This window comes from Acinetobacter guillouiae, assembly GCF_002370525.2.
GTDB lineage: Bacteria > Pseudomonadota > Gammaproteobacteria > Pseudomonadales > Moraxellaceae > Acinetobacter > Acinetobacter guillouiae.
Map to the genome: position 1 here is coordinate 1,147,033 of NZ_AP014630.1, position 25,348 is coordinate 1,172,380.

Here is a 25,348-nt window from a genome sequence, read left to right on the forward strand (position 1 = left end):
AGTAATGTTTGAATTATAGAGAAAATATGAATTTTGTACATGGAAACAGTAATCATTTGTATTTTTATTACATAATTGTAATGAATACCAAAGCAATAAAGTGAACTGTATCACACTAAGCAAAAAAGACCGCTATGTAGCGGTCTTTTTGTATGTCTTAATTTTTAGCGATTAAGCAGATTTTTTAACAGCCTCTAAAAGCTCATTTTGACGAGTTTTAAGTGCAGCTGGTAAGCGCTCACCAAGTTTATCAAATAACTCAGTGTGGCTCTCAATCTCTTTGATCCATTGATCTTTGTTTTGAGAAGTCACAAGATTAAATTGATCTTTAGTGAAGTCAGAACCTGTCCAGTTCAATTGCTCATAAGTTGGAACAAAACCAATCGGTGTTTCCACTGCTTCAGCACGACCTTCACAACGGTCAATGATCCACTCAAGCACACGCATGTTTTGACCAAAACCAGGCCATACAAAGTTGCCTTCAGCATCGCGACGGAACCAGTTTACGTTATAAATGCCAGGAAGTTTATTGCCTGCAGCTTTCGCTTTAGCACCAACTTCTTCACCCATTTCTAACCAATGAGAGAAATAGTCAGCCATGTTATAGCCAGCAAATGGAAGCATTGCAAATGGGTCTCGGCGTACAACACCTTGTTGACCTACTGCAGCTGCAGTTGTTTCAGAACCCATTGTTGCTGCTTTATAAACACCATCAACCCAGTCAAAAGCTTCTGAGATTAAAGGTACTGTATCTGCACGACGACCACCGAAGATGAACGCAGAAATTGGTACGCCAGCTGGATTTTCCCAGTCAGCATCAATAGAAGGGCATTGACCCGCTGCAACGGTGAAACGCGCATTTGGATGTGCTGCTTTTTCACCAGCAACATGCGGTTGACCTTTCCAGTTGGTCAAGTTAGCAGGCGCTTCTTTGGTTAAACCTTCCCACCATACGTCGCCATCTTCTGTTACAGCAACGTTTGTATAGATGACATCTTTGTGAAGTGTCGCCATACAGTTTGGATTTGTTTTGATGTTTGTACCAGGTGCGACACCAAAGAAACCAGCTTCAGGGTTGATTGCATATAAGCGACCATCTTCACCTGGTTTGATCCAAGCAATATCGTCACCTACAGTTTCAATTTTCCAACCTTCATAACCTGCAGGTGGAATCAACATCGCAAAGTTGGTTTTACCACATGCAGATGGGAATGCTGCTGCAATGTAGTGTTTCTCACCTTGTGGATTGGTCACGCCAAGGATCAACATGTGTTCAGCTAACCAGCCTTGTTGACGACCCATAGATGATGCAATACGTAAAGCAAGGCATTTTTTACCCAATAATGCGTTACCGCCGTATCCTGAACCGTAAGACCAGATCTCACGAGTTTCTGGATAATGCACGATATATTTTTCTGGGTTACAAGGCCATGCAACATCTTTTTGACCTTCAGCCAGCGGAGCGCCAACAGTATGTACGCAAGGAACATAGTCGCCATCAGTGCCTAGTACGTCATAAACAGCTTTACCCATACGAGCCATTTTACGCATACTTACAGCAACATAAGGAGAATCTGTAATTTCGATACCGATGTGAGCAATGTGAGAACCTAATGGACCCATAGAGAATGGAACCACGTACATGGTACGTCCTTGCATTGCACCATCAAACAAACCGTTAAGGCGAGTACGCATCTCAGCAGGAGCTTCCCAGTTGTTTGTCGCACCAGCATCTTCTTGTTTTTCAGAGCAGATGTATGTACGACCTTCAACACGCGCTACGTCAGACGGATCAGAATTCGCTAAATAAGAACCAGGATGTTTTTCTTGGTTCAACGCTTGCATAGTGCCGTTAGCGATCATCAAGTCGATATAACGTTGATTCTCTTCTTCGCTTCCGTCACACCATTCAATTTTTGCAGGTTTAGTTAATTTAGCAATTTCTTCAACCCATGCAATGAGCTTGGGATGACGAACGAATTCTGGTGCGTTCACTTGGGTCATGGTGAGGCCTATCTAAAATATGTACAATTTTGTGTACAAATAATAATCTGAATGAAGGGATACTACATTCAAATTTAAGTATGAAAAAAAGTGGTGGTATTAAAACATATATTCATAAAAAAAATAAGACTAAAGGCTTAAAAGATACCAATGCTCGAATTTTCACTAAGTGTTTGATTTGTATTATCTAACATGGATTATTGTTTGATTTTTATTGGTATTTTTAAATAGAATGTAGGGTATTTTAATTGTAAATAATAATAGTTTACAATAAGTTGAAATTATAAGATTTACTAAATTAATTATTGATTTAATAAATGGGTATAATTCGAATTTTACATAAAGGTGCTTTTATTTGTTTAGAAAATCGACGAAATTAGTGCAAATACTTCAAAATAATCAAGCTTATGGACACAGAACTCAAGCCTCTTTCAATGATTTACAATGAAAAGTCAGGTTTTCATGCCAATCAGAAAGATGATATTTATGAAAAACTCATGACCATCTGGACTTCACATGGTTTTGAAATTCAAGTTTTTGATATTGGTTCAGAGCCTGATATAAAAACCCTGATGCAAAAAATCTTTCAACGTCATGCACAATACTCAGATTGTGGTGTCATTGTCGCTGCTGGTGGTGATGGTACGTTGAATGCAGTCGCCTCGCAAATGTTAAAGCAAAAAATTCCTATGGGAATACTACCTTTAGGTACTTTTAATTATGTGGCGCGTGTTCTACATATCCCTTTGAATATTTTAGAGGCAGCCAATGTGATTGCCACAGGGGAGCCGCGTGCCTCACATGTGGCCTGTATCAATGATCAAATTTATTTAAATAATGCCAGTTTAGGTCTATATCCTTTGTTTATTAAAAAACGTGAAGAATATAATCGTCGGTTTGGACGCTTTCCTTTAAATGCGTATACGTCTGGTTTGGATGTCCTGATTCGTGATCGTAAAGAACTCAAATTAGAGATCGAAGTAGATGGGCAAAAGTATCCTGTAAAAACACCACTGATTTTTTTTGGTAATAATCAACTGCAATTAAAAGAATTAAATTTAAAAATTTCGAAATGTGCAGAGGTGGGGGAGATTGCCGGTGTGGTGATCGCCAAAGGAGATAAAGCCACTTTATTTAAAACCTTGTTTCAAACCATTCGTGGAAAATTGGAAAACGCTTCCGATGTGTATAGTTTTGGTGCACAAAAAGTCATTGTCTATTCAAAAAAGCCTAAACTGACCGTTGCTGTCGATGGAGAAATTGTTTCAATGACGACCCCATTAACCTTACACGTAGAAAAAAATGCTTTAAAAATTATGGTGCCGCATGTTATTGCATCTGTCTGATCTACATTTTGGTACTGAGCGTCCAGAGTGTATACGGGCGATTCAAAAGTTTTGTGCTGTGCATAAACCAGAAGTGGTTGTGGTGAGCGGTGATTTAACTCAACGTGCTAAATTTAAAGAATTCTATGCATGTAAGCAGTTTTTAGAATCACTAAACATCCCTTATTTTGTGGTGCCTGGCAACCATGATATTCCTTTGTATCATGTCTGGAATCGTGCCTTTAGACCATTTGGCTTATATCAACTGTTCTTTGGCAGTTTAGAACGCAGCTTATTTACAGAGCATTTTTATTTAATTGGCATGAACAGTATTCGTCGCCGTTATCACACACGCGGACATATTTCTTTTGAGCAAATTCAAAATGTAAATCAGTTGTTGGCCAATGCACCAAAAAATAAATTAAAAATAATCGTTAGTCATCAACCTTTTTATACATCAAATGAAGACCATCACTTAAAAGATTGTCCAGCTTTAGGGCAGTTTGCCATTAAAGAATGGGGACAACATCAACTGTATGCTTTATTGCACGGTCATTTACATTTAGTTGCGGTCTATGATCTGAATCAAGCCTTTGCGCTAAATTTAAAACAACCGGTTTATGAGGTTCATGCGGGTACAGCAGTTTCTCGACGTTTGCATAAAAATATACCCAATAGCTTTAATGTGATTCACCAAGATGGGCGCTTTGAACATTATTTTTTTGATGAACAATTACAGGAATTTATTGCCAAAACTGCGCTAAAAAATTCTGAATTAGACATGATTTGATACAAAAGAAGAAAAAACATACAAATTAAATAAATTTTTTTTCGTTTTCCCCTTGAAGCGTTTATTTCCATCCCCACAAATGTGACATACAAATATTTTGTCGATGACCTAGGAATAAGAAGTCATCTTCGCTGAGTAATCAATGACATTTTAAAATGTCTATGGAGTTAGAAATGAGCAAGATTCGTCCTTTACATGACAACGTTGTGATCCGCCGTGTTGAAAAAGAAACTAAAACAGCAGGTGGTTTGATTTTAAGTACTTCTGCAGCTGAACAGCCTGCTCAAGGTGAAATTCTTGCTGTAGGTAATGGCAAAATCACTGATAACGGTGTACGCGCTTTAGACGTTAAAGTCGGCGATAACGTACTGTTTGGTGCTTATGCGGGTACTAAAGTTAAAGTTGATGGTGAAGAACTTCTTGTGATGAAAGAATCTGACATTTTAGCGGTATTGGAAGGTTAATCTTCTGCCATTGAGATGGGTTTTCATCCAAACATATTGGTCAAAATTTAAAATTTATAAAGATATCTGGAGTTTAGTATGTCAGCTAAAGACGTAAAATTTGGTGATTCAGCGCGTTCAAAAATGATCGCGGGTGTAAACGTACTTGCAGATGCAGTAAAAGTAACTTTAGGCCCTAAAGGTCGTAACGTGGTTATTGATCGTTCTTTCGGTGCACCGCACATCACTAAAGATGGTGTAACTGTTGCTAAAGAAATTTCTTTAAAAGACAAATTCGAAAACATGGGTGCGCAATTGGTTCGTGAAGTTTCTTCAAAAACCAATGATATCGCAGGTGATGGGACAACAACTGCAACTGTCCTTGCTCAAGCGATTTTAAATGAAGGGATCAAATCTGTCACTGCGGGTATGAACCCAATGGATTTGAAACGTGGTATCGACCTTGCGGTTAGAGCTGTTGTTGAAAATATCAAAGCAACTGCTAAACCAGCTTCTGATACTAAAGCAATTGAACAAGTCGGTTCGATTTCTGCAAACTCTGATGAAACTGTAGGTAAGTTGATTGCGCAAGCAATGGAACGCGTTGGTAAAGAAGGCGTGATTACTGTTGAAGAAGGTTCAGGCTTTGAAGATGCGCTTGATGTTGTAGAAGGTATGCAGTTTGATCGTGGTTATATCAGCCCGTACTTTGCAAACAAACAAGATACTTTGACTGCTGAACTTGAAAATCCATTCATTCTTCTTGTTGATAAGAAAATTGGTAATATTCGTGAATTGATTACAGTTTTAGAAGCTGTTGCAAAAACAGGTAAACCATTACTCATCATCGCTGAAGATGTTGAGGGTGAAGCACTTGCAACACTTGTTGTAAACAACATGCGCGGTATCATCAAAGTATGTGCGGTTAAAGCACCTGGTTTTGGTGATCGTCGTAAAGCAATGCTTCAAGATATCGCAATCTTGACAGGTGCTACTGTGATTTCTGAAGAAGTGGGCATGTCTTTAGAGCAAGCAACACTTCAAGATTTAGGTACTGCACATAAAATCACGATTTCTAAAGAAAATACTGTGATTGTTGATGGTGCTGGTGATGCAAATCAAATTGCTGAACGTGTAACTCAAATTCGTGCTCAAATCGAAGAATCAACATCTGAATACGATAAAGAAAAACTTCAAGAGCGCGTAGCTAAACTCGCTGGCGGTGTTGCTGTAATCAAAATTGGTGCTGCAACTGAAGTTGAAATGAAAGAGAAAAAAGACCGTGTAGACGATGCGCTTCATGCAACGCGTGCTGCGGTTGAAGAAGGTGTTGTTGCTGGTGGTGGTGTTGCGTTGGTACGTGCAGCTAAAGTACTTGACGGCCTTGTTGGTGCAAATGATGACCAAACTGTAGGTGTGAACATCCTGCGTCGTGCAATCGAAGCGCCACTTCGTCAAATCGTGTCTAACGCGGGCGATGAGCCATCAGTTGTGATCAATGCAGTGAAAAGCGGTGAAGGTAACTTTGGTTACAATGCTGCAACTTCACAATATGGCGATATGTTAGAAATGGGTATCCTTGACCCTGCTAAAGTAACGCGTTCTGCACTTGAGCACGCTGCATCTGTTGCTGGTTTAATGTTAACAACTGAATGTATGATTACTGATATCTCAGAAGACAAACCTGCTATGCCTGATATGGGCGGCATGGGTGGTATGGGCGGAATGATGTAAGTCATTCTGATCTCAGATCATAAAAAATCCTCGCTTTATGCGGGGATTTTTTATGTAAGTTGTTTCATCCTTGTCTTTTTGTGTGTTTTTTATTATGCTTTTGTACTGTTCGGTAAATATAAATACAACACGAAAACTGAGGGGAACTAAAATGAAAAGATTAATCTTCATTATTGCAATCAGCCAGATGCTAACAGGATGTTTAAGTATCATGGGGCAAAGACTCGAAACAAGAAATGATTTGATGCAGTCTTGGGTGGGGAGTACAGAAGAAAAACTGATCAGTAAATGGGGACCACCGTATAGAAGCTATGCACTCCCAAATGGTGCAAAAATTATTTCATATAATGATGGCTGGAATGCTTGTACAAGGAAATTTATGCTTGAACAAGGTAAGGTCACCAAATGGGGATATAGTAATTGTTCTATGCAACTCAATCGACCTGACAAAATTGACAAGAATATCCCAATTCCACAACCATCACTTTAATCCATTGTTTACAGAGATAATTTTAAGCTCAAAGTGCGCTGTTCGAGTTAAAAGGTCGTGGTGCTTAGACTGGATAAGTGCAGTAAAGCAAAATTAGGCTGTTATCAATTTTTATGAATTGACATTTTACCTGTGGGGGAATGTCAATATTCTCTAATTTTTTAAAAGAATACTTACCTAACAAGATTATTTGATCTAGAAAAAATAACTTATCTAAAAAGAATAATGACCCAAGTAAAGAAAATAATGGCTTGAGCTACGAACTGTGCAGCACTTCCCATATCTTTGGCATTTTTAGACAATGGATGGCGTTCTAAAGAAACACGATCAACCACAGCCTCCAATGCTGAATTAAACAATTCTACAATGATTGCCAGTAAGCACACACCTATCATCACTGCCTGTTCAACAGAAGAGACATCGACAAAAAACGTAATCGGAATTAAAACGATATTAATCCAAACAATCTGACGGAAAGCAGCTTCATTTTGGTATGCAGCTTTAAATCCTGCTAAAGAATAGCCTGTCGCATTGAGAATGCGTTTGAAACCCGTCGTACCCTTAAATGGAGAATAATCACTCATAAATCAAAGCAGCTAAAGTTTTTAAGAAGTGTATTATTCTAAACTTAAATCGGAATTAATTTTAAACAAAAAACACCAAGTTTAGAAACAATTAAGCAAATGTTTGAATCATTTGCTTATTTGTTTGAAAAAATCAGCTGTTACTTGGTATTTGGATTGGCTTTCCAGTACGCATCCAAAGCTTTACGACCTAAACCGGGATCATCGGTAAATACACCATCCACGCCAGCTTTAAAATACATCTCATATTCTTTGTTTGCGCCAGCTTCACAACGCTTGGCTACATCTGCTTCAGCTGTACTACATTTTAAATTGCTGGCAAGGAAATTATTTTCAGGACGGAAAGTATACGGATGGACTTTTAAGTTCACTGCATGCGCATCTGTAACGAAAGAAGAGGGTGCAGTATAGCTATCATTAAAAATATAGGGTTTCCATGGACCAACACCATCGGCATATTTGGCGACGTCTTTTAAACCTTGTGCTGTGGCCATATCGCCATAAGTGGTTTTAATTCCTTGCGCGACATAATCTGCTGGGCTGATTTTCTTATCATCATAAAGCTGAATGATTTTGGCATGCTTTAAACTTTTATGCGCTGTCAATTGGTCCTTAAAATACTTTAAATTATTGACTTCAAAAGACTGTAGATAAATCGGTGCAATTTCACGGCTATATTGGTACTTTGCCAAAGTCTTCAGCAATGGATCTTCCATGGCTAAATTTAATTTTTGAAAATATGTTGGGTGTTTGGTTTCGATGTAGAGCCCAACCACTTTACCGGTTTTTTTATAATTCTTTTCCGCCAGTTCAATAATTTGCTCAAGGGTAGGGATATTCAACTGATCATTGTATTGGGTATTGTTTGGGCGTAACGCTGGAATACGCTCGCGGGCTTTAAGTTGATTTAATTCACTTAAAGTAAAGTCTTCTGTAAACCATCCGGTTAATGATGTCCCATCGATGATTTTTGTTTTCTTACGATCTGCAAATTGGCTGAATGTGCTGACATTGGTTGTGCCACCAATTTCATTTTCATGACGTGCAACCAATACGCCATCTTTGGTCGATACCAAATCTGGCTCAATAAAATCAGCACCATCATCAATGGCTTTTTGATAACTTTCAAGGGTATGTTCGGGGCGTAAAGCACTGGCACCTCGATGACCAACAATAATGATTTTAGGTTCTTTGTATTCTGGTGTGACGTTTTCTGATTTTTTATCGTCATCATCGCAAGCGGTTAATAGCGCCATAATACTGATCATTAACCCAGTATTTTTAATCATATTTTTCTCAAATTCTTATATGGAAACTGTGCATAGCTTATGTCATTAAATTGACACTGTGATGACATCAAGATGAAAAATTAATGAAATGCTTTTGGTAGATTTATGCCTAGAAGAAAAAAATTCTTCATAGTTTCTTCATATTTAAACTTATCATTCGCTTTTCTGTTATTTTTCCTTGAGTTTTTAGTTTAAGTCACAGAATATCCATATAAAGTCGATTTAATTGCTCCAACAACTTTACCTCAATCCTTTGACGCAGAACCTACTCTGATGCTCTCAAAATTTTTTATTCAACGTCCTATTTTTGCCTGTGTACTTGCAATTATTGTCATGGCTTTAGGCGTATTTTCAGTCTTGAATTTACCAATTGAGCGATATCCAGATATTGCTCCGCCAAGGATTACTGTTTCTACAACTTATACAGGCGCAGATGCTGAAACTGTTGAAGAGAGTGTTACTCAGGTTTTAGAGCAGCAAATTAAAGGGATCGACAACCTGCTGTATTTTAGTTCGAGTAGTGACTCATCGGGTCGTGCCAGAATTAGTATCAGTTTTGAAAACGGAACGGATCCAGATACTGCACAAGTTCAAGTCCAAAATAGTATTAATGGTGTACTCAACCGCTTACCAGATGATGTACAGCGTCAAGGTGTAACGGTGAATAAATCGCTTGGCGATACCTTTATGGTGGTGGGCTTGTATGATGAAACAGGTAAAAGTAACAATATCGAATTAGGTGACTATTTATCTGACCATATAGAACAAGAAATATCACGGATTGAAGGGATTGGTGAAGTTGATGTCTTCGGTTCTCAATACGCCATGCGAATTTGGCTGAATCCGAATTTACTGCGACAGTATCAATTGATGCCCAGTGATATTCGCACAGCAATAGAAGCACAGAATACACAGGTTGCTGCTGGTGGTGTGGGGGATTTACCGGTAACTGCTGACCAATATTTAAATGCAAAAGTCACCGCTGGTTCACGTTTAAGAACAGTCGACGAATTTAAAAATATTATTGTTAAATCCAATACCGATGGTAGCTATATCTATTTAAAAGATGTGGCGCGTATTGAGTTGGGTGCAGAAAATTATCAGTCGTTTAATACCATTAATGGTTACCCTTCATCGGGCATGGGGATTTCTTTATCTTCAGGTGCAAACGCTTTAGCAACCTCTGCATTAATTAAAGCCGAATTGGCAAAGATTTCTGAAAAACTGCCACAAGGCTATAAGATTGTTTATCCACGAGATAACACGCCGTTTGTGCAAGAATCGATTAAAGAGGTGGTCAAAACCTTACTAGAAGCCATCGTATTGGTGGTTCTGGTCATGTTTATTTTCCTACAAAGCTGGCGTGCTACGCTGGTTCCAACCATTACTGTACCAATTGTGATTTTAGGTACCTTTGCGGTACTCAATGTGCTCGGTATGAGTATTAATACATTGACTTTATTTGCCTTGGTGTTGGCAATTGGTCTACTGGTCGATGATGCCATTGTGGTGGTGGAAAATGTCGAACGTTTGATGCATGAGCAGGGCTTAACTGCAAAACAGGCATCTATCGAGTCTATGCAGGAAATGACAGGAGCATTGATCGGGATTACCGTGGTTTTGACGGCAGTATTTATTCCGATGGCGTTCTTTACAGGTTCGACAGGTGTAATTTATCGTCAATTCTCCATCACCTTAGTGGCGGCAATGGCCTTGTCATTGTTGGTTGCATTGATCTTAACCCCAGCACTCTGTGCCATTATTTTAAAACCTAATCCTAAACCTATGCGTTGGGCCACTTGGTTCAATCTTAAACTCGAAAATCTAAGACAAGGTTATATTCGCCTGATTCAAAAGACCTTAAATTTGAAATGGGTGATTTTGACGATTTTTGTGGCTTTGATTGCGGTATTTTCACTGATCTATCGGGCTTTACCCACCAGTTTTATTCCAAGTGAAGATCAGGGCATGTTGAGTGTACAGTTCCGTTTAGCTGATGGTGCACCGATGTCGAGTAGTCAGGTGGTTGGGGAAAATATTCGAAAATATTTCCTTGAGCATGAAAAACAGAATGTTGATATTGTCTTGATTCGTTATGGGCGTAATTTTTCGGGTACAGGACAAAATTTAGGAACAGGCTTTGTGGCTTTAAAGCATTGGGATGATCGCTCAGGTACACAAAATTCTGCGCAAGCGATTCGTGAACGTGCGACAAAGTATTTTAGTCAAGATCGCAATGCTCGGATTACGGTCAGTTTGCCTGCTTCTGTAAATGGCTTAGGGGATAGTGATAGCTTAGAATTTTGGATTCAGGATATTAACGGTCAAGGACGAAAATATTTAGATCAACAATTCAGTACATTGCAGGCGCAAGCCAAACAGTTCCAATCCTTTGAGAATCTGGATAAAAAATCCAATCCCGATAAATCTAAGTTAAAAGTTGATGTTAATCAAAAATTGGCATTGGCAAATGGGCTGAGTCAAACCGCGATTAACAATACTTTGTCAGCAGCATGGGGTGGCTCTTATGTAAATGACTTTATTGATCGTGGACGAATTAAACGAGTGATGATGCAGGGCGATGCAGAGTTTCGTTCAAAGCCTGAAGATCTACAGGTATGGACAGTGCGTAATGCACAGAACCAGATGGTGCCATTTAGCAATTTCGCAACGACGCGCTGGGAAGGTGGGCCAGATGTGGTCAATCGTTTCCAAGGTTATACCGCCTTGCAAATGGAAGCCAATGCAGCGGCGCATACCAGTTCAGGTCAAGCCATGAAAGATATTCAGACCTTGATTAGTCAACAAGATGGAATAGATGTTGCGTGGAGTGGCTTGTCATTTGAAGAACAAAAATCAAGTAGCCAAGCATGGTTACTGTATTTGATTTCGATCGGCTTTATTTTCCTTTGCCTTGCAGCCTTATATGAAAGTTGGTCGATTCCAACTGCTGTAATAGCAGCAATTCCTTTGGGGATTGGAGGTAATATTATTTTTAGTAAATTGGCAGGTTTTCCAAATGATATTTACTTTCAAATTGCATTGCTGACCACGATTGGTTTGTCGTGTAAAAATGCGATTTTGATTGTTGAGTTTGCTGCCTTGTCACAGGAAAAAGGTAAAACAGCGATTGCCGCTGCATTAGAAGGCGCAGGATTGCGGTTACGTCCAATTCTGATGACATCCTTGGCCTTTGGTGCGGGGATTATTCCCTTGGTTGTTGCATTTGGTGCAGGTGCTGCCAGCCGTCAAGAAATAGGGGTAAGCGTATTGGGTGGGGTGATCTTCGGAACAGTTTTGGTTTTGCTGTTTATCCCATTTATGTATGTGCTGGTTCGTTCAATTTTTAAATCAAAAGCACCCTCTGAGTAAGGGTGTTGATTGATGAGCTTCGCTTGTTCAATGCTCTTTGATGAGGATTGAGCAAGCTTCAAATCATATAGAATCTTTAAAATATGTTTCACAACAAAAAACATCTTTATTTTCGTGGGATTGCAGTCCAACATGTGGCAAAAGTTTGATGGAATTTGGATCATCCTATGCAATTTTCTTTGGCACTCGTTTCAGAAATAGAAAAAGCCATTCAAAACCATCAATTTGATCTCATTGAAAAACAATTTGAACAAATCAATGATGCCGATATCGCGAAAATTTTGGCAGATTTATCTTTAAATGAACAGCTGGCATTGGTGGAGTATTTGCCCAATGCTGCCTATATTCTTGAGTTTTTATCACTCGAACAACAACTTAAAATTTCTGAACATTTACCAAAACAGATACTGGTCAATATCATTTCTGATATGCATTCGGACGATCGTACTGATTTATTTAAGTACTTGCCTTATACATTACAGCAAGCTGTTTATGCCGATTTAAGCCCTGAAATACAACAGCAGATCCAACATTTAGCCAGATATCCAGAAGAGTCTGCTGGTGCAATCATGAGTTCAGATTATGTGACATTGTCACCTGATTTGAACATGACACAAGCTATTAAGCAGATTAGAGCAATTGCCACAGATCGTGAAACGGTCTATTTGATTTATGTGGTCAATGCACAAGGCAAGTTACTCGGGGTTGTGTCCTTACGTGAAATTATTCTTGCTGAGCCTGAGCAAACCATTGCTGAAGTCATGAGTACGGATTTGATTGTCGGGGACGTGAATGAAGACCAAGAAAGCATTGCAGAAAAGCTGCATTATTATGACTTTATTGCGCTGCCAATTGTTGATGAGCAACAACGTCTTTTAGGTATTGTTACTTATGATGATGCCATGGATGTCGTCACTGAAGAAGCCACAGAAGACTTTTTAAAATCCAGTGCAGTCTCATCGTCTCCTAAAATGAGCATTAAGACAGCGCCGATTCATTACCTGTATAAAAAACGGGTATTTTGGTTGGTGATTTTGGTTTTTGGTAGCTTATTGTCTGGATTCGGGATTGCCCATTTTGAGGATATTATTGCAAAGAATATTGTGCTGGTATTCTTTTTGCCGCTTTTGGTCGGGAGTGGCGGGAATGCCGGCTCACAATCGGCCACCTTAATGGTACGGGCATTGGCGACGGGTGATGTACATTTAAAAGATTGGATGTATCTGATTGGGCGTGAAAGCTTGGTCGGTTTATGTTTGGGCGGAACAATGGCAATTGCGGTGTCCATTCTTGGCTACTTTAGAGGCGATGCAATGGTCGCTTTGGTGTTAGCTTTAAGTATGATGGGTATAGTACTGATGGGCTGCTTAATTGGGATGAGTCTGCCATTTATATTGAATCGTTTAAAGCTGGACCCCGCAAGTGCTTCGGCACCTTTGGTCACTTCGATTTGTGATGCAACAGGTGTTATCGTTTATTTATGTATTGCATCGATTATTTTATAAGACATGGCTGAATGGTTAGCTTTAGAAATGCTTGGCTGATCATGTTCAATCCGCAATGTCTTTTCTTAAATCTCGACAACTGGGAATATCGGTATAGCGATATACCTGATAACCTGCTTGTTCTAACATCTCGTCACGTTGTGCATCGATATGTTCTTTGCCAAGATGACTGGGATCATCGAGTTCAATAATAGCAATCACTTCAAGCTGTTTGTCGAGTAGCACAAAGTCGGTCACTTTACGATTGAATTTGGAACGCAATTTAAATTGATTGCAATCAATTAACGCGCTAAAAGCGACTTGCGCAAGTACATGATATTGAGGAAAGGCTTCATTTAAACGGAAAAACATTTTCTGTTCAAAAGGGGTGATCACACGTTTTGCATAATAATGTTTATTTCGAAATAAATACTGACCAAAGCAGGCAAGCAATAAAGCAATGGTTGCGATACTGCCAATCAATAAAAATAAAATTTGATGTAAATCGAGAGACATAAGCGATCGGTATCGTATAGACAAGAAAAAACCCACTCAATCATGAGTGGGTTTTTAAAATCTGGCTCTCCAACCTGGGCTCGAACCAGGGACCTGCGGATTAACAGTCCGTCGCTCTACCGACTGAGCTATTGGAGAATCTGGAACGCATTTTAGGGATGAAATGGGAATGGGTCAAGGAAAAATTGTTAAATTCATCATAAAAAAGCATTATTTGCTAAATATTTGATCATTCTGAATAAAAGTAAATCTGAATAAAAGCAAAGTTGTTTTAAACGTTCTAAAATTTAGGTGTAAGCCGAAAAGCAGTTAAATCTTTTCTTTATAGAAAATAAAGATATAAAAAAGCCCACTTCATTATGAGTGGGCTTTTTAGAATCTGGCTCTTCCACCTGGGCTCGAACCAGGGACCTGCGGATTAACAGTCCGTCGCTCTACCGACTGAGCTATGGAAGAATAGATGGCTCTCCAACCTGGGCTCGAACCAGGGACCTGCGGATTAACAGTCCGTCGCTCTACCGACTGAGCTATTGGAGAATCTGATGCGCATTTTATGGATGAAAGCCAAAGTGGTCAAGTGAAATGATAAGAAAAAAGGCTTAAATGTTTTTTTATTGTCCGAATTTAAAGAGTTTGTATATATATTGATTATTTTTAAAGTTTTCCAGTTCTTTATTCGAGATTAGATGATCATAAGTGGTTAAATTTTGTTGCAGTTGCAGAAGGGTTTGTATTCGTTGTGATGGTTTCATTCGGACTAAAGCGCTAAAAATAATCGCGATTTCTAAGATTTGAATATTTTTAAAAAGTAAGTTTGATGAAATCACTATATTTTTAACCCTATAGGCTTTTTTCCACAAAAAATGTTGTTGCATAATTTGATCAATAAACATTAACTCAAGTTCGTAACACATACCAAAAGAAAAGCCTCGATGTTCTTGCTGTATTTTACGCATGCTGAAAGCGGAAATCTGTGCATAATCAAAGGTGATTTTTATTGCGTGCATTTGAATTTGACAAAACTCGGAATGAAAACGTATCTGTGGTCGTCCATGTTTGATCAGCAAAGACAATGAAATAAGTTCAAACAATACAATAAACAGCCAAAACAGGACCACAAAAATAAAAGTGAAGCTGATATCGTCTGACTCGGCAATATAGAGATAACAAGGGATCTGAATGGCGCTAAGCATCGCATAACTATAAAAGATTTTTATTGAATCTGCTTTTACTGTGTAATTAGGATTGATCATATTCGAATTGAAAAAAATTAAATCGCATAAAAAAGCCATTCTAAAAAGAATGGCCTTTATACAAAAATAAAATGCTGAGATCTTATTTTTCAACACCAGCTTCTTGACCGGCATATTTCGCGTTTGCATAGTCCCAGTTTACAAGGCTTTCTAGGAAAGTCGAAATGTATTTAGGACGAGCATTACGGAAGTCGATGTAATAAGCATGTTCCCAAACGTCAATTGTAAGTACCGCTACTTTGCCATGTGCAAGTGGAGTATCTGCATTTGAAGTTTTAAGAATAGAAAGCTCGCCATTCACTTTATCAGCAACTAACCAAGCCCAACCTGAACCGAATTGAGTTGTTGCAGCAGCAGCGAATTCTTCAGCGAATTTTTCGTAAGAACCGAAAGCTTCATCAATTTTAGCAGCTAAAGCGCCAGTTGCTTTACCGCCACCGTTTTTAGCCATACAGTTCCAGTAGAATGTGTGGTTCCAAACTTGTGCAGCGTTGTTGAATACACCTGCTTTAGAAGCATCGCCAGCAACAGCAACAATGATCTCTTCTAAAGTTTTACCTTCAAGATCAGTACCCTTGATTAAGTTGTTTAAGTTTACAACATAAGTATTGTGGTGCTTGTCATGATGGAATTCTAAAGTTTCTTTGCTTATGTGCGGCGCAAGATCTTCATAGCCGTATGGTAAAGCAGGTAAAGTAATGGTTGTCATGTTTTAAATTCCTTGCATTTAGCTGGGTTTTAACATTAAGTGGCTTTATTGTAATGGATTCTTTCAACAATTGTGCAAGATGTTAAATAACAATACACAATTTATTTCGATTTAATACGTATATAGAAAATCTAAAAAGTACATCGCATTTTTATGGAAAAGTGTCTAATCGTCAGAGCAATATTTGCCAAAAAATGCGCTACATTTTTTAGGATAGCGCTTAAATCGGGTTGTTGAGTTCGAAATAAATAGCGTCAATATTGAACTGTTCCGCGATCGCTTGAGCAAGTTGTTGAACACCATAGCGTTCTGTTGCATGGTGACCACATGCATAGTAATGCACATTTAACTCTTTGGCTTCATAAAAAGTACGCTCGCTGACTTCACCTGAAATATAGGCATCACAATTCATCGCTGCCGCTTTGCCTATAAAGTCCTGTGCTCCACCTGTACAAAATCCGACTTTTTGAATCAATGATTTTTCTGCATTGAGATGAATGGTATCAAAGCCTAATTTTTCAGTGAGAAGGTGTTTAAAATCTTCTGGTGAGATCGGATTTTTTAAATAACCAATATTACCAATCGGATTGCGTTCGCTTGGGTCTAAAGCTTCAATGTTTTCCAGCCCCAGGATTTTGGCAATCATTGCATTATTCCCCAATATTGGATGCGAATCTAAGGGGAGGTGGTATCCAACAAGTGAAATATCATTTTGGATTAATGCTTTGATTCGTTTGCCACGCATACCTGTGATTGGATAGGGTTCACCTTTCCAGAAATAGCCATGATGAACCAAGAGCAGATCTGCTTGTTGTGCAATCGCTGCATCAATTGCACCCTGTGACGCCGTGACTGCACACAGAATTTTTTTTACTTCAGATCGTCCTTCGATTTGTAATCCATTGGGTGCGTAATCTTTAAATTCATGTGATTTTAAGGTTTGATCACACCACTGGATGATATCTTTGAGTAAAGCCATGAATAACCTTTATTTAAATGAAGTGTGTTAAGAACATCAAAACATATTTTAAATTGTAACTAAAGCTGAACAAAACTCTTTGTGTTTTTTATGTTTCTTGATTGATTTGCTTTACAATATACAAATTGCTTTTGCATCAACGAATTAAAAAATTCTTAGAGGAATAAAAACGTGCGGCGTTCATTTACTTGGCTCCCTTGGGTTTTACTGATACTGGTTATTATTTGTTTTGTGGTTTGGCAAAAACTTCAACAGCCCAAAGCACCGATTGCTGCTGATGGTGTGAAGATGCCTGCTGAGAAAGTTGAGCCTTTGGTCAATACATCTCGAACGGGTGGTGTGGTGTCCTATAGTGCTGCCGTTAAGGTTGCCGCACCAGCAGTGGTGAATATTTTTACCACTCAAAAAGTAAAACAAAATCATCCATTGCTCAATGATCCTGCGTTTAGAGAGTTCTTTGGAAATCAGATCCCTGAACAAAATCAAAACCAGAATGAAAACAGTTTAGGTTCTGGAGTGATTGTGCGTCCAGATGGTTATATTTTGACAAATAACCATGTGATTGCTCAAGCAGATCAAATCGTTGTTGCCTTGCAAGATGGTCGTCGTGCAGAAGCCACTGTAATCGGAACGGATCCTGATACAGATTTGGCTGTGATCAAAATTGAATTGAAAGAATTACCCGTCTTGCCATTTAAATTGAGTGGCAATGAAGTCGGTGATGTTGTATTGGCAATAGGAAATCCATTTGGTGTCGGGCAAACGGTAACGCAAGGGATTATCTCTGCAACGGGTCGTTCTGATCTCGGTATCAATACTTACGAAGACTTTATTCAAACAGATGCAGCCATTAATCCGGGTAATTCGGGTGGTGCATTGATTGATGTGGCTGGGAATTTGATTGGTGTTAATACTGCAATCTTCTCACAGTCAGGTGGTTCGTTGGGAATTGGCTTTGCCATTCCTGCCAAAATCTGTCAGCAAATTTTAAATTCGATTTTAAAAGATGGTCGTGTGATTCGTGGATGGATGGGCATTAGTTTAGTTCCACCAACGCAAGCGGATGTATTACAGCCTCGTCAACCAGGTGTTGTGGTTGCTGATGTATTGAAAAAAGGTCCTGCGGCGGAAGCGGGGATTAAAGTGGGCGATCGTATTGTTAAAGTGAATAATGAAGATATTACCTCAACCTCACATTTAATTAATTATGTTGCGCTCCAAGCGCCGAATACGGATATTCAAGTTGAAGTCATCCGTGGCGAACAAACCGTCAATCTCACGGTTAAAGTGGGTGAGCGTAAAGTTCAAAGTGCTGACTCACAATTTATCCCTTTACCACGACGTTAAGTATCGCGAAAATTTTAGCCCTGATTCATCAGGGCTTTTTTATTTGAGATTACGTATTTGAATGACTTTATCAATGTTGGCGAATAGAGCGTTCGTAGTTGTTGATTCATATCGGCATGCGATAACGACTGCATGTATGATTAAATGAACTAAAAAAGTAAAAACAGTTTAGGGTATATATGTTGAATGTTCACTTACCAAAATTTCCACCAAGCTTTATCAGGCCAATTGGCACAAGGGTTAGGTAATACATTGTAAATTTTGATAATTTCATCGTCTGTGAGTTTTCCATCTTGATTTTCATCTAGATAGTTAAATAATTTAATGTTTTTATCTTTGCCTTGAAACTGCCTGTCATTTGGCCAAGGATAGGGTTCAAAGTCTTTAACCTTTAAAAATTCATTGAGTTCAAAGGTATTATTTTTATTTAAATCATAGGTTTTATGAAAATTTTCCCAGTCTAAAGAAGCTGGCTCACAGGCAAAGCTAAAGCTTGAAAGTGCACTACAACTGAGAATTAGACTATAGATTATTTTATTCATTTGTTTTATCCCATTTTTTTAATTAGCTTTGATTATAAAGACAAAGTGATTTTAAACGAATGGCTGCATCTCAACAAAACTATTTCCGTCTTGATTTAATCTATTCGATAGAAAATCATCAATATCTCCTATATTTTTAAAACAAAAAAACAGTGCCGAAGCACTGTTTTTATTGCAATAAAACGCTATTCAATTAACTTTCTTGTTGAATCCCAGCAACTAACCAATCTTGCGTAGACCCTGCTGGTTTAACAAAGTGCCATACTTCTGAGAACGGTACAGGTTGACTATTTAAGTCTTCGCTGACAGTTCCTGTAAAACGAACACTCACCACGTATTGTCCATTTTCTGTCGCGCTATCCAATACCAATGCATTTAAGTTTGAAAACTCAGCCACATCTTGATCTTGGTTTGCCATGATATCGCTGTACATTGACTGATAAAGATCGGCTGTTAAATAGCGTTGAATTTCAGCAATATTGCTCACTGAGTTCATTGACTGAATATGGTTAAAGCGTTGACGAGCAACACGCAAGAAAGCAGCAGGTTCAGTTCCATCCGGAAGTTGATTGCCACTCTGCATAGACGCTGCGCCAAACGGTGCTTGTGTTGCAGTACCACCATTGACAGACTGACCAAAAATATTGGTCGCGTCGTTTGAACTACGTGCCGTATTGTTTTGCCCAAATGGCGCAGATGTTGGACCTGTGCTATTTGGTGCATACGGATTATTGCTGGCTAATTTTTTTTTTGCACCGAATTTACGGAACAAGAAGAATGCAGCACCTGCGATCAGGATTAACCAGATCCAGCTTGAAATTCCACCTTTTTTCTCTTCTTGTTGAGCAGCTGCTTGTTGTTTCGCTAATTCAGCATCATTGGTTTGTGCTTGGGCATTACCATTATGATCATCAGCCATTGCATTTGCCGCAATCGCACCTACTGCTGCACCTGCAACACCAGCAGCAACCATTTTACCTACACCAGAACCTGATTTTTGTTGTCCAGGTTGAGCAGGCGTTGGTTGTTGAGCAGGCGTAACTTGTCGAGGTTGAGAATAAGACTGACTTGAACTCGAAGAACGGCTCATGCCATGGCTTTTACCACCACCTGCACGTTTTGCTTCAGCCAAAGGTGCTACAGCCAAAGTTGCCATTAAAATACCTGCGACCAAGCCGCGCTGTCGAACTTCCATTGAATCTACCTATATTAAAAAAATATGTTGATGAATATGAGTGCAAGCACATTACTGTAATTGCTTTTCATAGTTCTCTTTATGCAGTCTTTTTAAGAGAATTTCAATGTTTTTAAGATTTATTTGCACATATATTCACATAAACATAACGAATATATTGCTGGGCTTTTAAAGTCCAATACGGATTTTCTAATCTATTGAAATAATTAAAACTATCAATTTAAAAAGGCTTTTATCATATCGGTGGAATTGTGCTGTGATATACAAATTTAGTGCAGCAATTTATGATAAAAATTCTCATGATTTAATGGATAGTTTATAGCGTGTAGTACCCAGTCTTTACCTTTAAATTATTTGAATAAATATCGATCGATCAATCCGTTATAAAAATGATTAAAGCAAAACTGTTGTTTTAACTTTAGTCAGAGATTTAATTTTTATTAGATCTGTGAGGGTTCATTTAATGAGGGAGAAGAGGCAAATTTTTATTTAAGCTAATTATCAAAGCAAGCTTACTTCCTTGTAAGGCTTGGTCCTATTTTATAAATGGGATGCTTAGACTTCATCACTCAATTGCATGGCTTCTGTTAATGCCTCATGCAGTCGAGCCACTGCAATGATTTGTACACCTGCAATAGGCTTTTGTGGTGCATTGCCTCTAGGTACGATGATGTATTTAAAACCATGTTTTATGGCTTCTTTTAAGCGTTCTTGTCCATTGGGAACAGGGCGTATTTCACCTGATAGACCCACTTCACCAAACACAGCCAATTGTTGTGGTAAAGCTTTAGAGCGTAAACTTGAAGCACAGGCCAAAAGTACCGCAAGATCAGAACCTGTTTCGGTAATTTTCAAGCCCCCCACGACATTGACATAAACGTCTTGTCCAGAGGTCTGCACACCACCATGACGATGCATGACTGCAAGCAACATATTTAAGCGGTTTTGTTCTAAACCCAGTGCGACCCGACGCGGTTGTCCATGCGCGTCATCAACCAGTGCTTGAACTTCAACCAATAATGGCCGTGTACCTTCACGACTGATCATCACCACTGAACCGGGAATCGCTTCATCATAACGACTTAAAAAGATGGCAGACGGATTGGCGACTTCTTTTAAGCCCTTATCTGTCATGCCAAATACACCAAGTTCATTGACCGCACCAAAACGGTTTTTGACAGCACGAATCATACGGTAGCGGGAGTCAGATTGCCCTTCAAAATACAGTACGCAATCGACCATGTGTTCAAGTACACGTGGACCTGCCAAGGCACCTTCTTTGGTGACGTGACCAACAAGAAATAACGCCGTACCACTATTTTTTGCAAATCGAGTCAATAGTGCAGCTGACTCACGAATTTGCGAAACACCGCCGGGAGCAGATTGTAAGGTTTCGGTATATAAGGTTTGGATTGAGTCAAGGATGGCAACGGCAGGGCGCAATTGTGCGAGGGTATCACAAATTCGTTCTACACACGTCTCTGCCATGACTTGTAATTTATCAGTAGCTAAGTCAAGACGATTGGCACGTAAAGCCACTTGTGAAAGTGATTCTTCCCCTGTGACATAGAGCGCTGAATTCTTCGCAGCAGCCATATGCGTTGCGGTTTGTAATAGGATGGTCGATTTACCAATACCGGGGTCACCCCCGATCAGGACGACAGAACCTGTGACTAAGCCACCGCCAAGTACCCGGTCAAATTCACCAATACCCGTAGCTAAACGTGTTTCATTGGACACGGTAATCTGGTTAAGCAAGGTGACATTGGCTGCTTGTCCAGCATACCCACCGCCCATAGGTTTGGCACGATGTGATACGACAGGTTCAATTCGCACTTCAGTCAGAGAATTCCATTCACCACAGTCTGAACATTGACCTGCCCATTTTGGATGGTCTGTACCACATTGTTCACAACGATAAACAGTTTTGACTTTGCCCATTTTGAGTGCGTTCACCTTTTGAATGATGTGCTGAATGTACCAATAGCGCCATTGAAATACAATTTTTTGCTTAACATCTCGCCAAAAACTATTTTGGCACGTAAACTGCAAATCGAAGGAACGGTAAAAATAAGAAAGGTAAGGGATAGTCGTTTGACTATTAAATAAGCTAAAAGATGAAAAAACTTAGATATTTTAAGTATTCATTGAAAAAGGCTTTTTTATTTTTTTTGTTTTAAGCTACTTTTAAACAACGAAATCTGAGAGAAGAATATAACAATGTCAAATGAAAACCTCAGTTCTTCTGCGGAAACAGGTGAACTAGCAAGAAGTTTATCGAATCGTCATCTACAATTAATTGCAATTGGTGGTGCGATTGGGACAGGCTTATTTATGGGTTCAGGGAAGACGATCAGTCTTGCGGGACCATCCATATTATTTATTTACATGATCATTGGTTTGATGGTTTTTTTCGTCATGCGTGCGCTTGGTGAACTGTTACTTTCAAACTTGCAATACAAGTCATTTATTGATTTTTCTACAGATTTGATCGGACCATGGGCCGGCTATTTTGTCGGATGGACTTATTGGCTGTGCTGGATCACAATTGGTATCGCAGATCTATCTGCAATTATCTATTACTTACAGTTCTTCAATAATGGGGTGCCCTTTACCCCAACTGAAGGGGCAATGATCAGTGTTGCCGCGATCTTCTTTATTTTAGGGTTGAACTTAGTCACAGTAAAACTGTTTGGTGAATTGGAATTCTGGTTTGCACTGATCAAAATTATTGCCATTGTGGTGTTAATTTTGGTGGGTTTCTGGATGATTTTTACTGGCTTTACTTCGGCGGCAACAGGTCAAGTGGCGTCATTTACCCATCTTTGGGATCATGGGGGAATGTTCCCGAAAGGCTTTGAAGGCTTCTTAGCAGGCTTCCAAATTGCCATATTTGCTTTTGTCGGTGTTGAACTTGTTGGTACCACCGCAGCAGAAACCAAAGATCCAGAGAAGAACTTACCTAAAGCAGTTAACTCAATTCCAATCCGTATTATTTTCTTCTATGTATTGGCATTGGTGATTGTTATGTCAGTTACACCATGGAATATGATTGATCCTAAAGTTAGCCCATTTGTGAACTTGTTTAGTCAAGCGGGAATTGCTGCGGCTGCAATCATTATGAACTTGGTGGTCCTTTCTTCTGTAATGTCTTCAATGAACAGTGGTGTCTTCTCAACAAGTCGTATGCTGTTTGGTCTTTCTCGTGAAGACCAAGGTCCTAAAGCATTTGGTCTGTTAAATAAACGTGCAGTTCCAGCGAATGCTTTGTATTTCTCTGGTGTATGTCTATTGGGTGGTGCGGCATTACAATATTTCGTTCCAAACACAGTCGAAGCATTTACTTTAGCAACCACACTATCCACGATCTTGTTTATCTTGGTATGGATCATTATTTTGTGGAGTTACTTGGTGTACTACAAAACACGCCCAGAACTTCATGCAAAATCAGTGTTTAAATTACCAGGTGGACCGATTACTTGTTATATCGTGATCATTTTCTTTGTCGGTACGATTGGTATTCTTGCATTAGAACCAGATACAATGAAATCATTGATGGTCAGTCCGATCTGGCTCATTATCCTTGCGATTGGTTATTTCTGTTTTTATAAGAAAAAATAGTCATTAACGATTTCAATGATATTGATAAGAAAACGTCAGTAATTTACTGGCGTTTTTTTAATTCTCATTTTAAGCTTTAAGGCTTCCGCTTTGGTCTATATTTTAGATTCAAGGTATAAGGTATACTGACGAAAATTTTGGAAATAGGTGAACAAATGCGTTTTGCAATTTGTGGCATCGGTTTAGTTTTAGCAAGTGCGGTGTTGGTGGGTTGTGGTCAATCAGGCAATTTGCAGTTGGCAAACAGTCAAGACTATGACAAACGTGCCAAATATTTGCTTTATTCAAAAGATGCCAATAAAGCTGCCCAAAGCAAGGCAAAAGTGCAAGATCAGACAGCCATTGCAGATCAATCTGTGCCAGCGTCTCAAGCCACTTCAAACTAAACCTAATTACACTTTCATTGAAAGGATAGATTCATGAGTTTCTCCCGCATTCATGGGGTATTGCATGCAGAGCAATGTTCTTTAGATCAACTCGCGCAGCAATATGGCACACCGCTTTATGTTTATTCAAAGGCAACTTTTGAAAAGCATTATTTGGATATGGATCAGGCATTTAGCTTTATCGATCATCAAATTTGTTTTGCGGTGAAGTCAAACTCAAATCTTGCGGTATTGAATGTATTGGCAAAATTAGGCTCAGGCTTTGATATTGTTACAGGTGGTGAGCTTGCGCGAGTCCTTGCCGCAGGTGGAGATGCTACAAAAATCGTATTCTCAGGTTTAGGCAAACAAGAAGCAGATATTCAAAAAGCCCTAGAAGTGGGGATTGCGTGCTTTAATGTGGAATCTCATGCTGAACTTGATCGTATCCAGAAAGTTGCGGCAGGTTTAGGCAAAAAAGCTCCGATTTCGTTACGGGTAAACCCAGATGTAGATGCGAAAACCCATCCGTATATTTCGACAGGTTTAAAAGAAAATAAATTTGGTATTCCATCAGATTCAGTTTTTGAAACCTATCAATATGCGGCGTCTTTACCCAACCTTGATGTGATTGGGATCGATTGTCACATTGGTTCGCAATTAACTGAAACACAACCTTTCGTAGATGCGCTTGACCGCGTCATTATGATGATTGCAAAATTAAAAGAATTGGGCATCCAGCTGAAACACATCGATATTGGTGGCGGTTTAGGGGTGACCTATAAAGATGAAACACCGCCAAGTGTTGCAGAATATGCCAACGCAATGCGTCCAGCTTTAGAGAAATTAGGCTTAAAAGTCTATATGGAACCGGGGCGGAGTATTTCAGCAAATGCTGGGGTATTGGTGACGAAAGTTGATTTGTTAAAACCAACCAATTATCGTAATTTCGCAATTATTGATGCTGCAATGAATGACTTGATTCGTCCATCGCTTTACCAAGCGTGGATGGACATTCAAGCTGTGGTATCGCGTACAGATGTTGAAGCAAAAACTTGGGATATCGTGGGTGCCATTTGTGAAACAGGCGATTTTCTCGGTAAAGAACGTGAACTTGCCATTCAGGAAAATGACAATCTTGCTGTTTTAGGCGCAGGTGCGTATGGTTTTGTTATGAGTTCAAATTATAACAGCCGTGGTCGTGCTGCTGAAGTCATGGTCGATGCTGACCAGTCGTATGTGATTCGTAAGCGAGAAACCATTGAATCACTTTGGGAAAATGAAAGCTTATTGCCTTAAGGAGCCA

At 39.2% G+C, this 25,348-nt stretch carries 21 protein-coding genes and 3 tRNA genes; 11 read left to right on the top strand and 13 right to left on the bottom strand.

The features are described 5' to 3' along the window. Nucleotides 1-171: 171 nt before the first annotated feature. Entirely contained in the window at nt 172-2,004 is a 1,833-nt protein-coding gene (locus tag AS4_RS05365) for a phosphoenolpyruvate carboxykinase (GTP) (RefSeq protein ID WP_004722449.1), read from the bottom strand. Nucleotides 2,005-2,411: 407 nt separating this feature from the next. Between AS4_RS05365 and AS4_RS05370 the strand changes: the two genes are divergently transcribed. From AS4_RS05370 to AS4_RS05390, 5 genes are all read left to right on the top strand, one after another. Next, the gene (locus AS4_RS05370) at nt 2,412-3,350 is read left to right on the top strand and encodes a diacylglycerol/lipid kinase family protein (protein ID WP_004819665.1); all 939 of its coding nucleotides are present in this window, start codon (nt 2,412-2,414) and stop codon (nt 3,348-3,350) included. Beyond that, nucleotides 3,331-4,119, top strand: coding sequence for a metallophosphoesterase family protein (locus AS4_RS05375; RefSeq protein WP_096733448.1), 789 nt, complete (start codon nt 3,331-3,333; stop codon nt 4,117-4,119). Before AS4_RS05370 ends, AS4_RS05375 begins: the two co-directional genes overlap by 20 nt. Before the next feature lie 173 nt (nt 4,120-4,292). Next, the gene (locus tag AS4_RS05380; RefSeq protein ID WP_004722444.1) at nt 4,293-4,583 is read left to right on the top strand and encodes a co-chaperone GroES; all 291 of its coding nucleotides are present in this window, start codon (nt 4,293-4,295) and stop codon (nt 4,581-4,583) included. Nucleotides 4,584-4,661: 78 nt separating this feature from the next. Next, nucleotides 4,662-6,296 carry a chaperonin GroEL gene (gene groL, locus AS4_RS05385; RefSeq protein ID WP_096733449.1) on the top strand — a complete coding sequence of 545 codons (1,635 nt, stop codon included), beginning with the start codon at nt 4,662-4,664 and terminating at the stop codon, nt 6,294-6,296. A 151-nt stretch (nt 6,297-6,447) separates the two neighbouring features. After that, nucleotides 6,448-6,786 carry a hypothetical protein gene (locus AS4_RS05390; protein WP_096733450.1) on the top strand — a complete coding sequence of 113 codons (339 nt, stop codon included), beginning with the start codon at nt 6,448-6,450 and terminating at the stop codon, nt 6,784-6,786. Nucleotides 6,787-6,995: 209 nt separating this feature from the next. Here the strand turns inward: AS4_RS05390 and AS4_RS05395 are convergent, their stop codons facing one another. Further along, nucleotides 6,996-7,370, bottom strand: coding sequence for a diacylglycerol kinase (locus tag AS4_RS05395; RefSeq protein WP_056514297.1), 375 nt, complete (start codon nt 7,368-7,370; stop codon nt 6,996-6,998). A 140-nt stretch (nt 7,371-7,510) separates the two neighbouring features. Next, nucleotides 7,511-8,659, bottom strand: coding sequence for a glycerophosphodiester phosphodiesterase (locus AS4_RS05400; RefSeq protein WP_096733451.1), 1,149 nt, complete (start codon nt 8,657-8,659; stop codon nt 7,511-7,513). Nucleotides 8,660-8,932: 273 nt separating this feature from the next. On the opposite strand from AS4_RS05400, the gene AS4_RS05405 reads away from it, so the two are divergent. After that, nucleotides 8,933-12,031 carry a multidrug efflux RND transporter permease subunit gene (locus tag AS4_RS05405; RefSeq protein ID WP_096733452.1) on the top strand — a complete coding sequence of 1,033 codons (3,099 nt, stop codon included), beginning with the start codon at nt 8,933-8,935 and terminating at the stop codon, nt 12,029-12,031. Nucleotides 12,032-12,198: 167 nt separating this feature from the next. Next, entirely contained in the window at nt 12,199-13,536 is a 1,338-nt protein-coding gene (mgtE, locus tag AS4_RS05410; RefSeq protein WP_096733453.1) for a magnesium transporter, read from the top strand. A gap of 45 nt (nt 13,537-13,581) precedes the next feature. Here mgtE and AS4_RS05415 read toward each other — a convergent pair whose 3' ends face one another. The 7 genes from AS4_RS05415 to AS4_RS05445 all read right to left on the bottom strand — a co-directional run bounded on the left by AS4_RS05415 (nt 13,582) and on the right by AS4_RS05445 (nt 16,972). Further along, nucleotides 13,582-14,031, bottom strand: a complete 450-nt coding sequence (locus AS4_RS05415; protein WP_096733454.1) for a DUF2726 domain-containing protein — start codon at nt 14,029-14,031, stop codon at nt 13,582-13,584. Nucleotides 14,032-14,093: 62 nt separating this feature from the next. Next, nucleotides 14,094-14,169: transfer RNA gene (locus AS4_RS05420), tRNA-Asn, on the bottom strand. Between the two features lie 242 nt (nt 14,170-14,411). Continuing rightward, a tRNA-Asn gene (locus tag AS4_RS05425) sits at nt 14,412-14,487 on the bottom strand. 5 nt (nt 14,488-14,492) lie between these two features. After that, nucleotides 14,493-14,568, bottom strand: a tRNA-Asn gene (locus AS4_RS05430). A gap of 74 nt (nt 14,569-14,642) precedes the next feature. Further along, nucleotides 14,643-15,224: a hypothetical protein gene (locus tag AS4_RS05435; protein ID WP_227548131.1), complete on the bottom strand. Its 582-nt coding sequence runs from the start codon at nt 15,222-15,224 to the stop codon at nt 14,643-14,645. A 142-nt stretch (nt 15,225-15,366) separates the two neighbouring features. Beyond that, on the bottom strand, nt 15,367-15,993 hold the full coding sequence (locus AS4_RS05440; RefSeq protein WP_004722425.1) for a superoxide dismutase: 627 nt from the start codon (nt 15,991-15,993) through the stop codon (nt 15,367-15,369). Between the two features lie 220 nt (nt 15,994-16,213). Beyond that, entirely contained in the window at nt 16,214-16,972 is a 759-nt protein-coding gene (locus AS4_RS05445) for a Nif3-like dinuclear metal center hexameric protein (RefSeq protein WP_096733455.1), read from the bottom strand. Between the two features lie 171 nt (nt 16,973-17,143). Between AS4_RS05445 and AS4_RS05450 the strand changes: the two genes are divergently transcribed. Beyond that, entirely contained in the window at nt 17,144-18,319 is a 1,176-nt protein-coding gene (locus tag AS4_RS05450; RefSeq protein WP_004722420.1) for a S1C family serine protease, read from the top strand. A 194-nt stretch (nt 18,320-18,513) separates the two neighbouring features. Here AS4_RS05450 and AS4_RS05455 read toward each other — a convergent pair whose 3' ends face one another. The 3 genes from AS4_RS05455 to radA all read right to left on the bottom strand — a co-directional run bounded on the left by AS4_RS05455 (nt 18,514) and on the right by radA (nt 21,997). After that, nucleotides 18,514-18,861 (bottom strand): calcium-binding protein, encoded by a 348-nt coding sequence (locus tag AS4_RS05455; RefSeq protein WP_096733456.1) that lies wholly within the window; start codon nt 18,859-18,861, stop codon nt 18,514-18,516. Nucleotides 18,862-19,054: 193 nt separating this feature from the next. Next, entirely contained in the window at nt 19,055-20,056 is a 1,002-nt protein-coding gene (locus AS4_RS05460; RefSeq protein ID WP_096733457.1) for a Tim44 domain-containing protein, read from the bottom strand. A 555-nt stretch (nt 20,057-20,611) separates the two neighbouring features. Further along, entirely contained in the window at nt 20,612-21,997 is a 1,386-nt protein-coding gene (radA, locus tag AS4_RS05465) for a DNA repair protein RadA (RefSeq protein ID WP_004722416.1), read from the bottom strand. Between the two features lie 279 nt (nt 21,998-22,276). Here radA and AS4_RS05470 point away from each other — a divergent pair, with 279 nt between their 5' ends. From AS4_RS05470 to lysA, 3 genes are all read left to right on the top strand, one after another. Further along, a complete protein-coding gene (locus tag AS4_RS05470; RefSeq protein WP_004819689.1) occupies nt 22,277-23,677 on the top strand; it encodes an amino acid permease in 1,401 nt (466 codons plus the stop codon). A gap of 155 nt (nt 23,678-23,832) precedes the next feature. Next, nucleotides 23,833-24,063: a hypothetical protein gene (locus tag AS4_RS05475; RefSeq protein WP_004819690.1), complete on the top strand. Its 231-nt coding sequence runs from the start codon at nt 23,833-23,835 to the stop codon at nt 24,061-24,063. A gap of 33 nt (nt 24,064-24,096) precedes the next feature. Next, nucleotides 24,097-25,341, top strand: a complete 1,245-nt coding sequence (gene lysA / locus AS4_RS05480) for a diaminopimelate decarboxylase (RefSeq protein WP_034617487.1) — start codon at nt 24,097-24,099, stop codon at nt 25,339-25,341. The last annotated feature ends 7 nt before the right edge of the window (nt 25,342-25,348 follow it).

Bases quoted from the DNA above. Each gene is read 5' to 3' on its own strand.
- AS4_RS05435 (WP_227548131.1), bottom strand. From the start codon at position 15,224: ATGCTTAGCGCCATTCAGATCCCTTGTTATCTCTATATTGCCGAGTCA.
- AS4_RS05400 (WP_096733451.1), bottom strand. From the start codon at position 8,659: ATGATTAAAAATACTGGGTTAATGATCAGTATTATGGCGCTATTAACC.
- AS4_RS05460 (WP_096733457.1), bottom strand. From the start codon at position 20,056: ATGGAAGTTCGACAGCGCGGCTTGGTCGCAGGTATTTTAATGGCAACT.
- AS4_RS05440 (WP_004722425.1), bottom strand. From the start codon at position 15,993: ATGACAACCATTACTTTACCTGCTTTACCATACGGCTATGAAGATCTT.
- AS4_RS05455 (WP_096733456.1), bottom strand. From the start codon at position 18,861: ATGAATAAAATAATCTATAGTCTAATTCTCAGTTGTAGTGCACTTTCA.
- lysA (WP_034617487.1), top strand. From the start codon at position 24,097: ATGAGTTTCTCCCGCATTCATGGGGTATTGCATGCAGAGCAATGTTCT.
- AS4_RS05445 (WP_096733455.1), bottom strand. From the start codon at position 16,972: ATGGCTTTACTCAAAGATATCATCCAGTGGTGTGATCAAACCTTAAAA.
- radA (WP_004722416.1), bottom strand. From the start codon at position 21,997: ATGGGCAAAGTCAAAACTGTTTATCGTTGTGAACAATGTGGTACAGAC.
- AS4_RS05475 (WP_004819690.1), top strand. From the start codon at position 23,833: ATGCGTTTTGCAATTTGTGGCATCGGTTTAGTTTTAGCAAGTGCGGTG.
- AS4_RS05405 (WP_096733452.1), top strand. From the start codon at position 8,933: ATGCTCTCAAAATTTTTTATTCAACGTCCTATTTTTGCCTGTGTACTT.
- groL (WP_096733449.1), top strand. From the start codon at position 4,662: ATGTCAGCTAAAGACGTAAAATTTGGTGATTCAGCGCGTTCAAAAATG.
- AS4_RS05375 (WP_096733448.1), top strand. From the start codon at position 3,331: ATGTTATTGCATCTGTCTGATCTACATTTTGGTACTGAGCGTCCAGAG.
- AS4_RS05390 (WP_096733450.1), top strand. From the start codon at position 6,448: ATGAAAAGATTAATCTTCATTATTGCAATCAGCCAGATGCTAACAGGA.
- AS4_RS05470 (WP_004819689.1), top strand. From the start codon at position 22,277: ATGTCAAATGAAAACCTCAGTTCTTCTGCGGAAACAGGTGAACTAGCA.
- AS4_RS05380 (WP_004722444.1), top strand. From the start codon at position 4,293: ATGAGCAAGATTCGTCCTTTACATGACAACGTTGTGATCCGCCGTGTT.
- AS4_RS05415 (WP_096733454.1), bottom strand. From the start codon at position 14,031: ATGTCTCTCGATTTACATCAAATTTTATTTTTATTGATTGGCAGTATC.
- AS4_RS05365 (WP_004722449.1), bottom strand. From the start codon at position 2,004: ATGACCCAAGTGAACGCACCAGAATTCGTTCGTCATCCCAAGCTCATT.
- AS4_RS05370 (WP_004819665.1), top strand. From the start codon at position 2,412: ATGGACACAGAACTCAAGCCTCTTTCAATGATTTACAATGAAAAGTCA.
- AS4_RS05395 (WP_056514297.1), bottom strand. From the start codon at position 7,370: ATGAGTGATTATTCTCCATTTAAGGGTACGACGGGTTTCAAACGCATT.
- mgtE (WP_096733453.1), top strand. From the start codon at position 12,199: ATGCAATTTTCTTTGGCACTCGTTTCAGAAATAGAAAAAGCCATTCAA.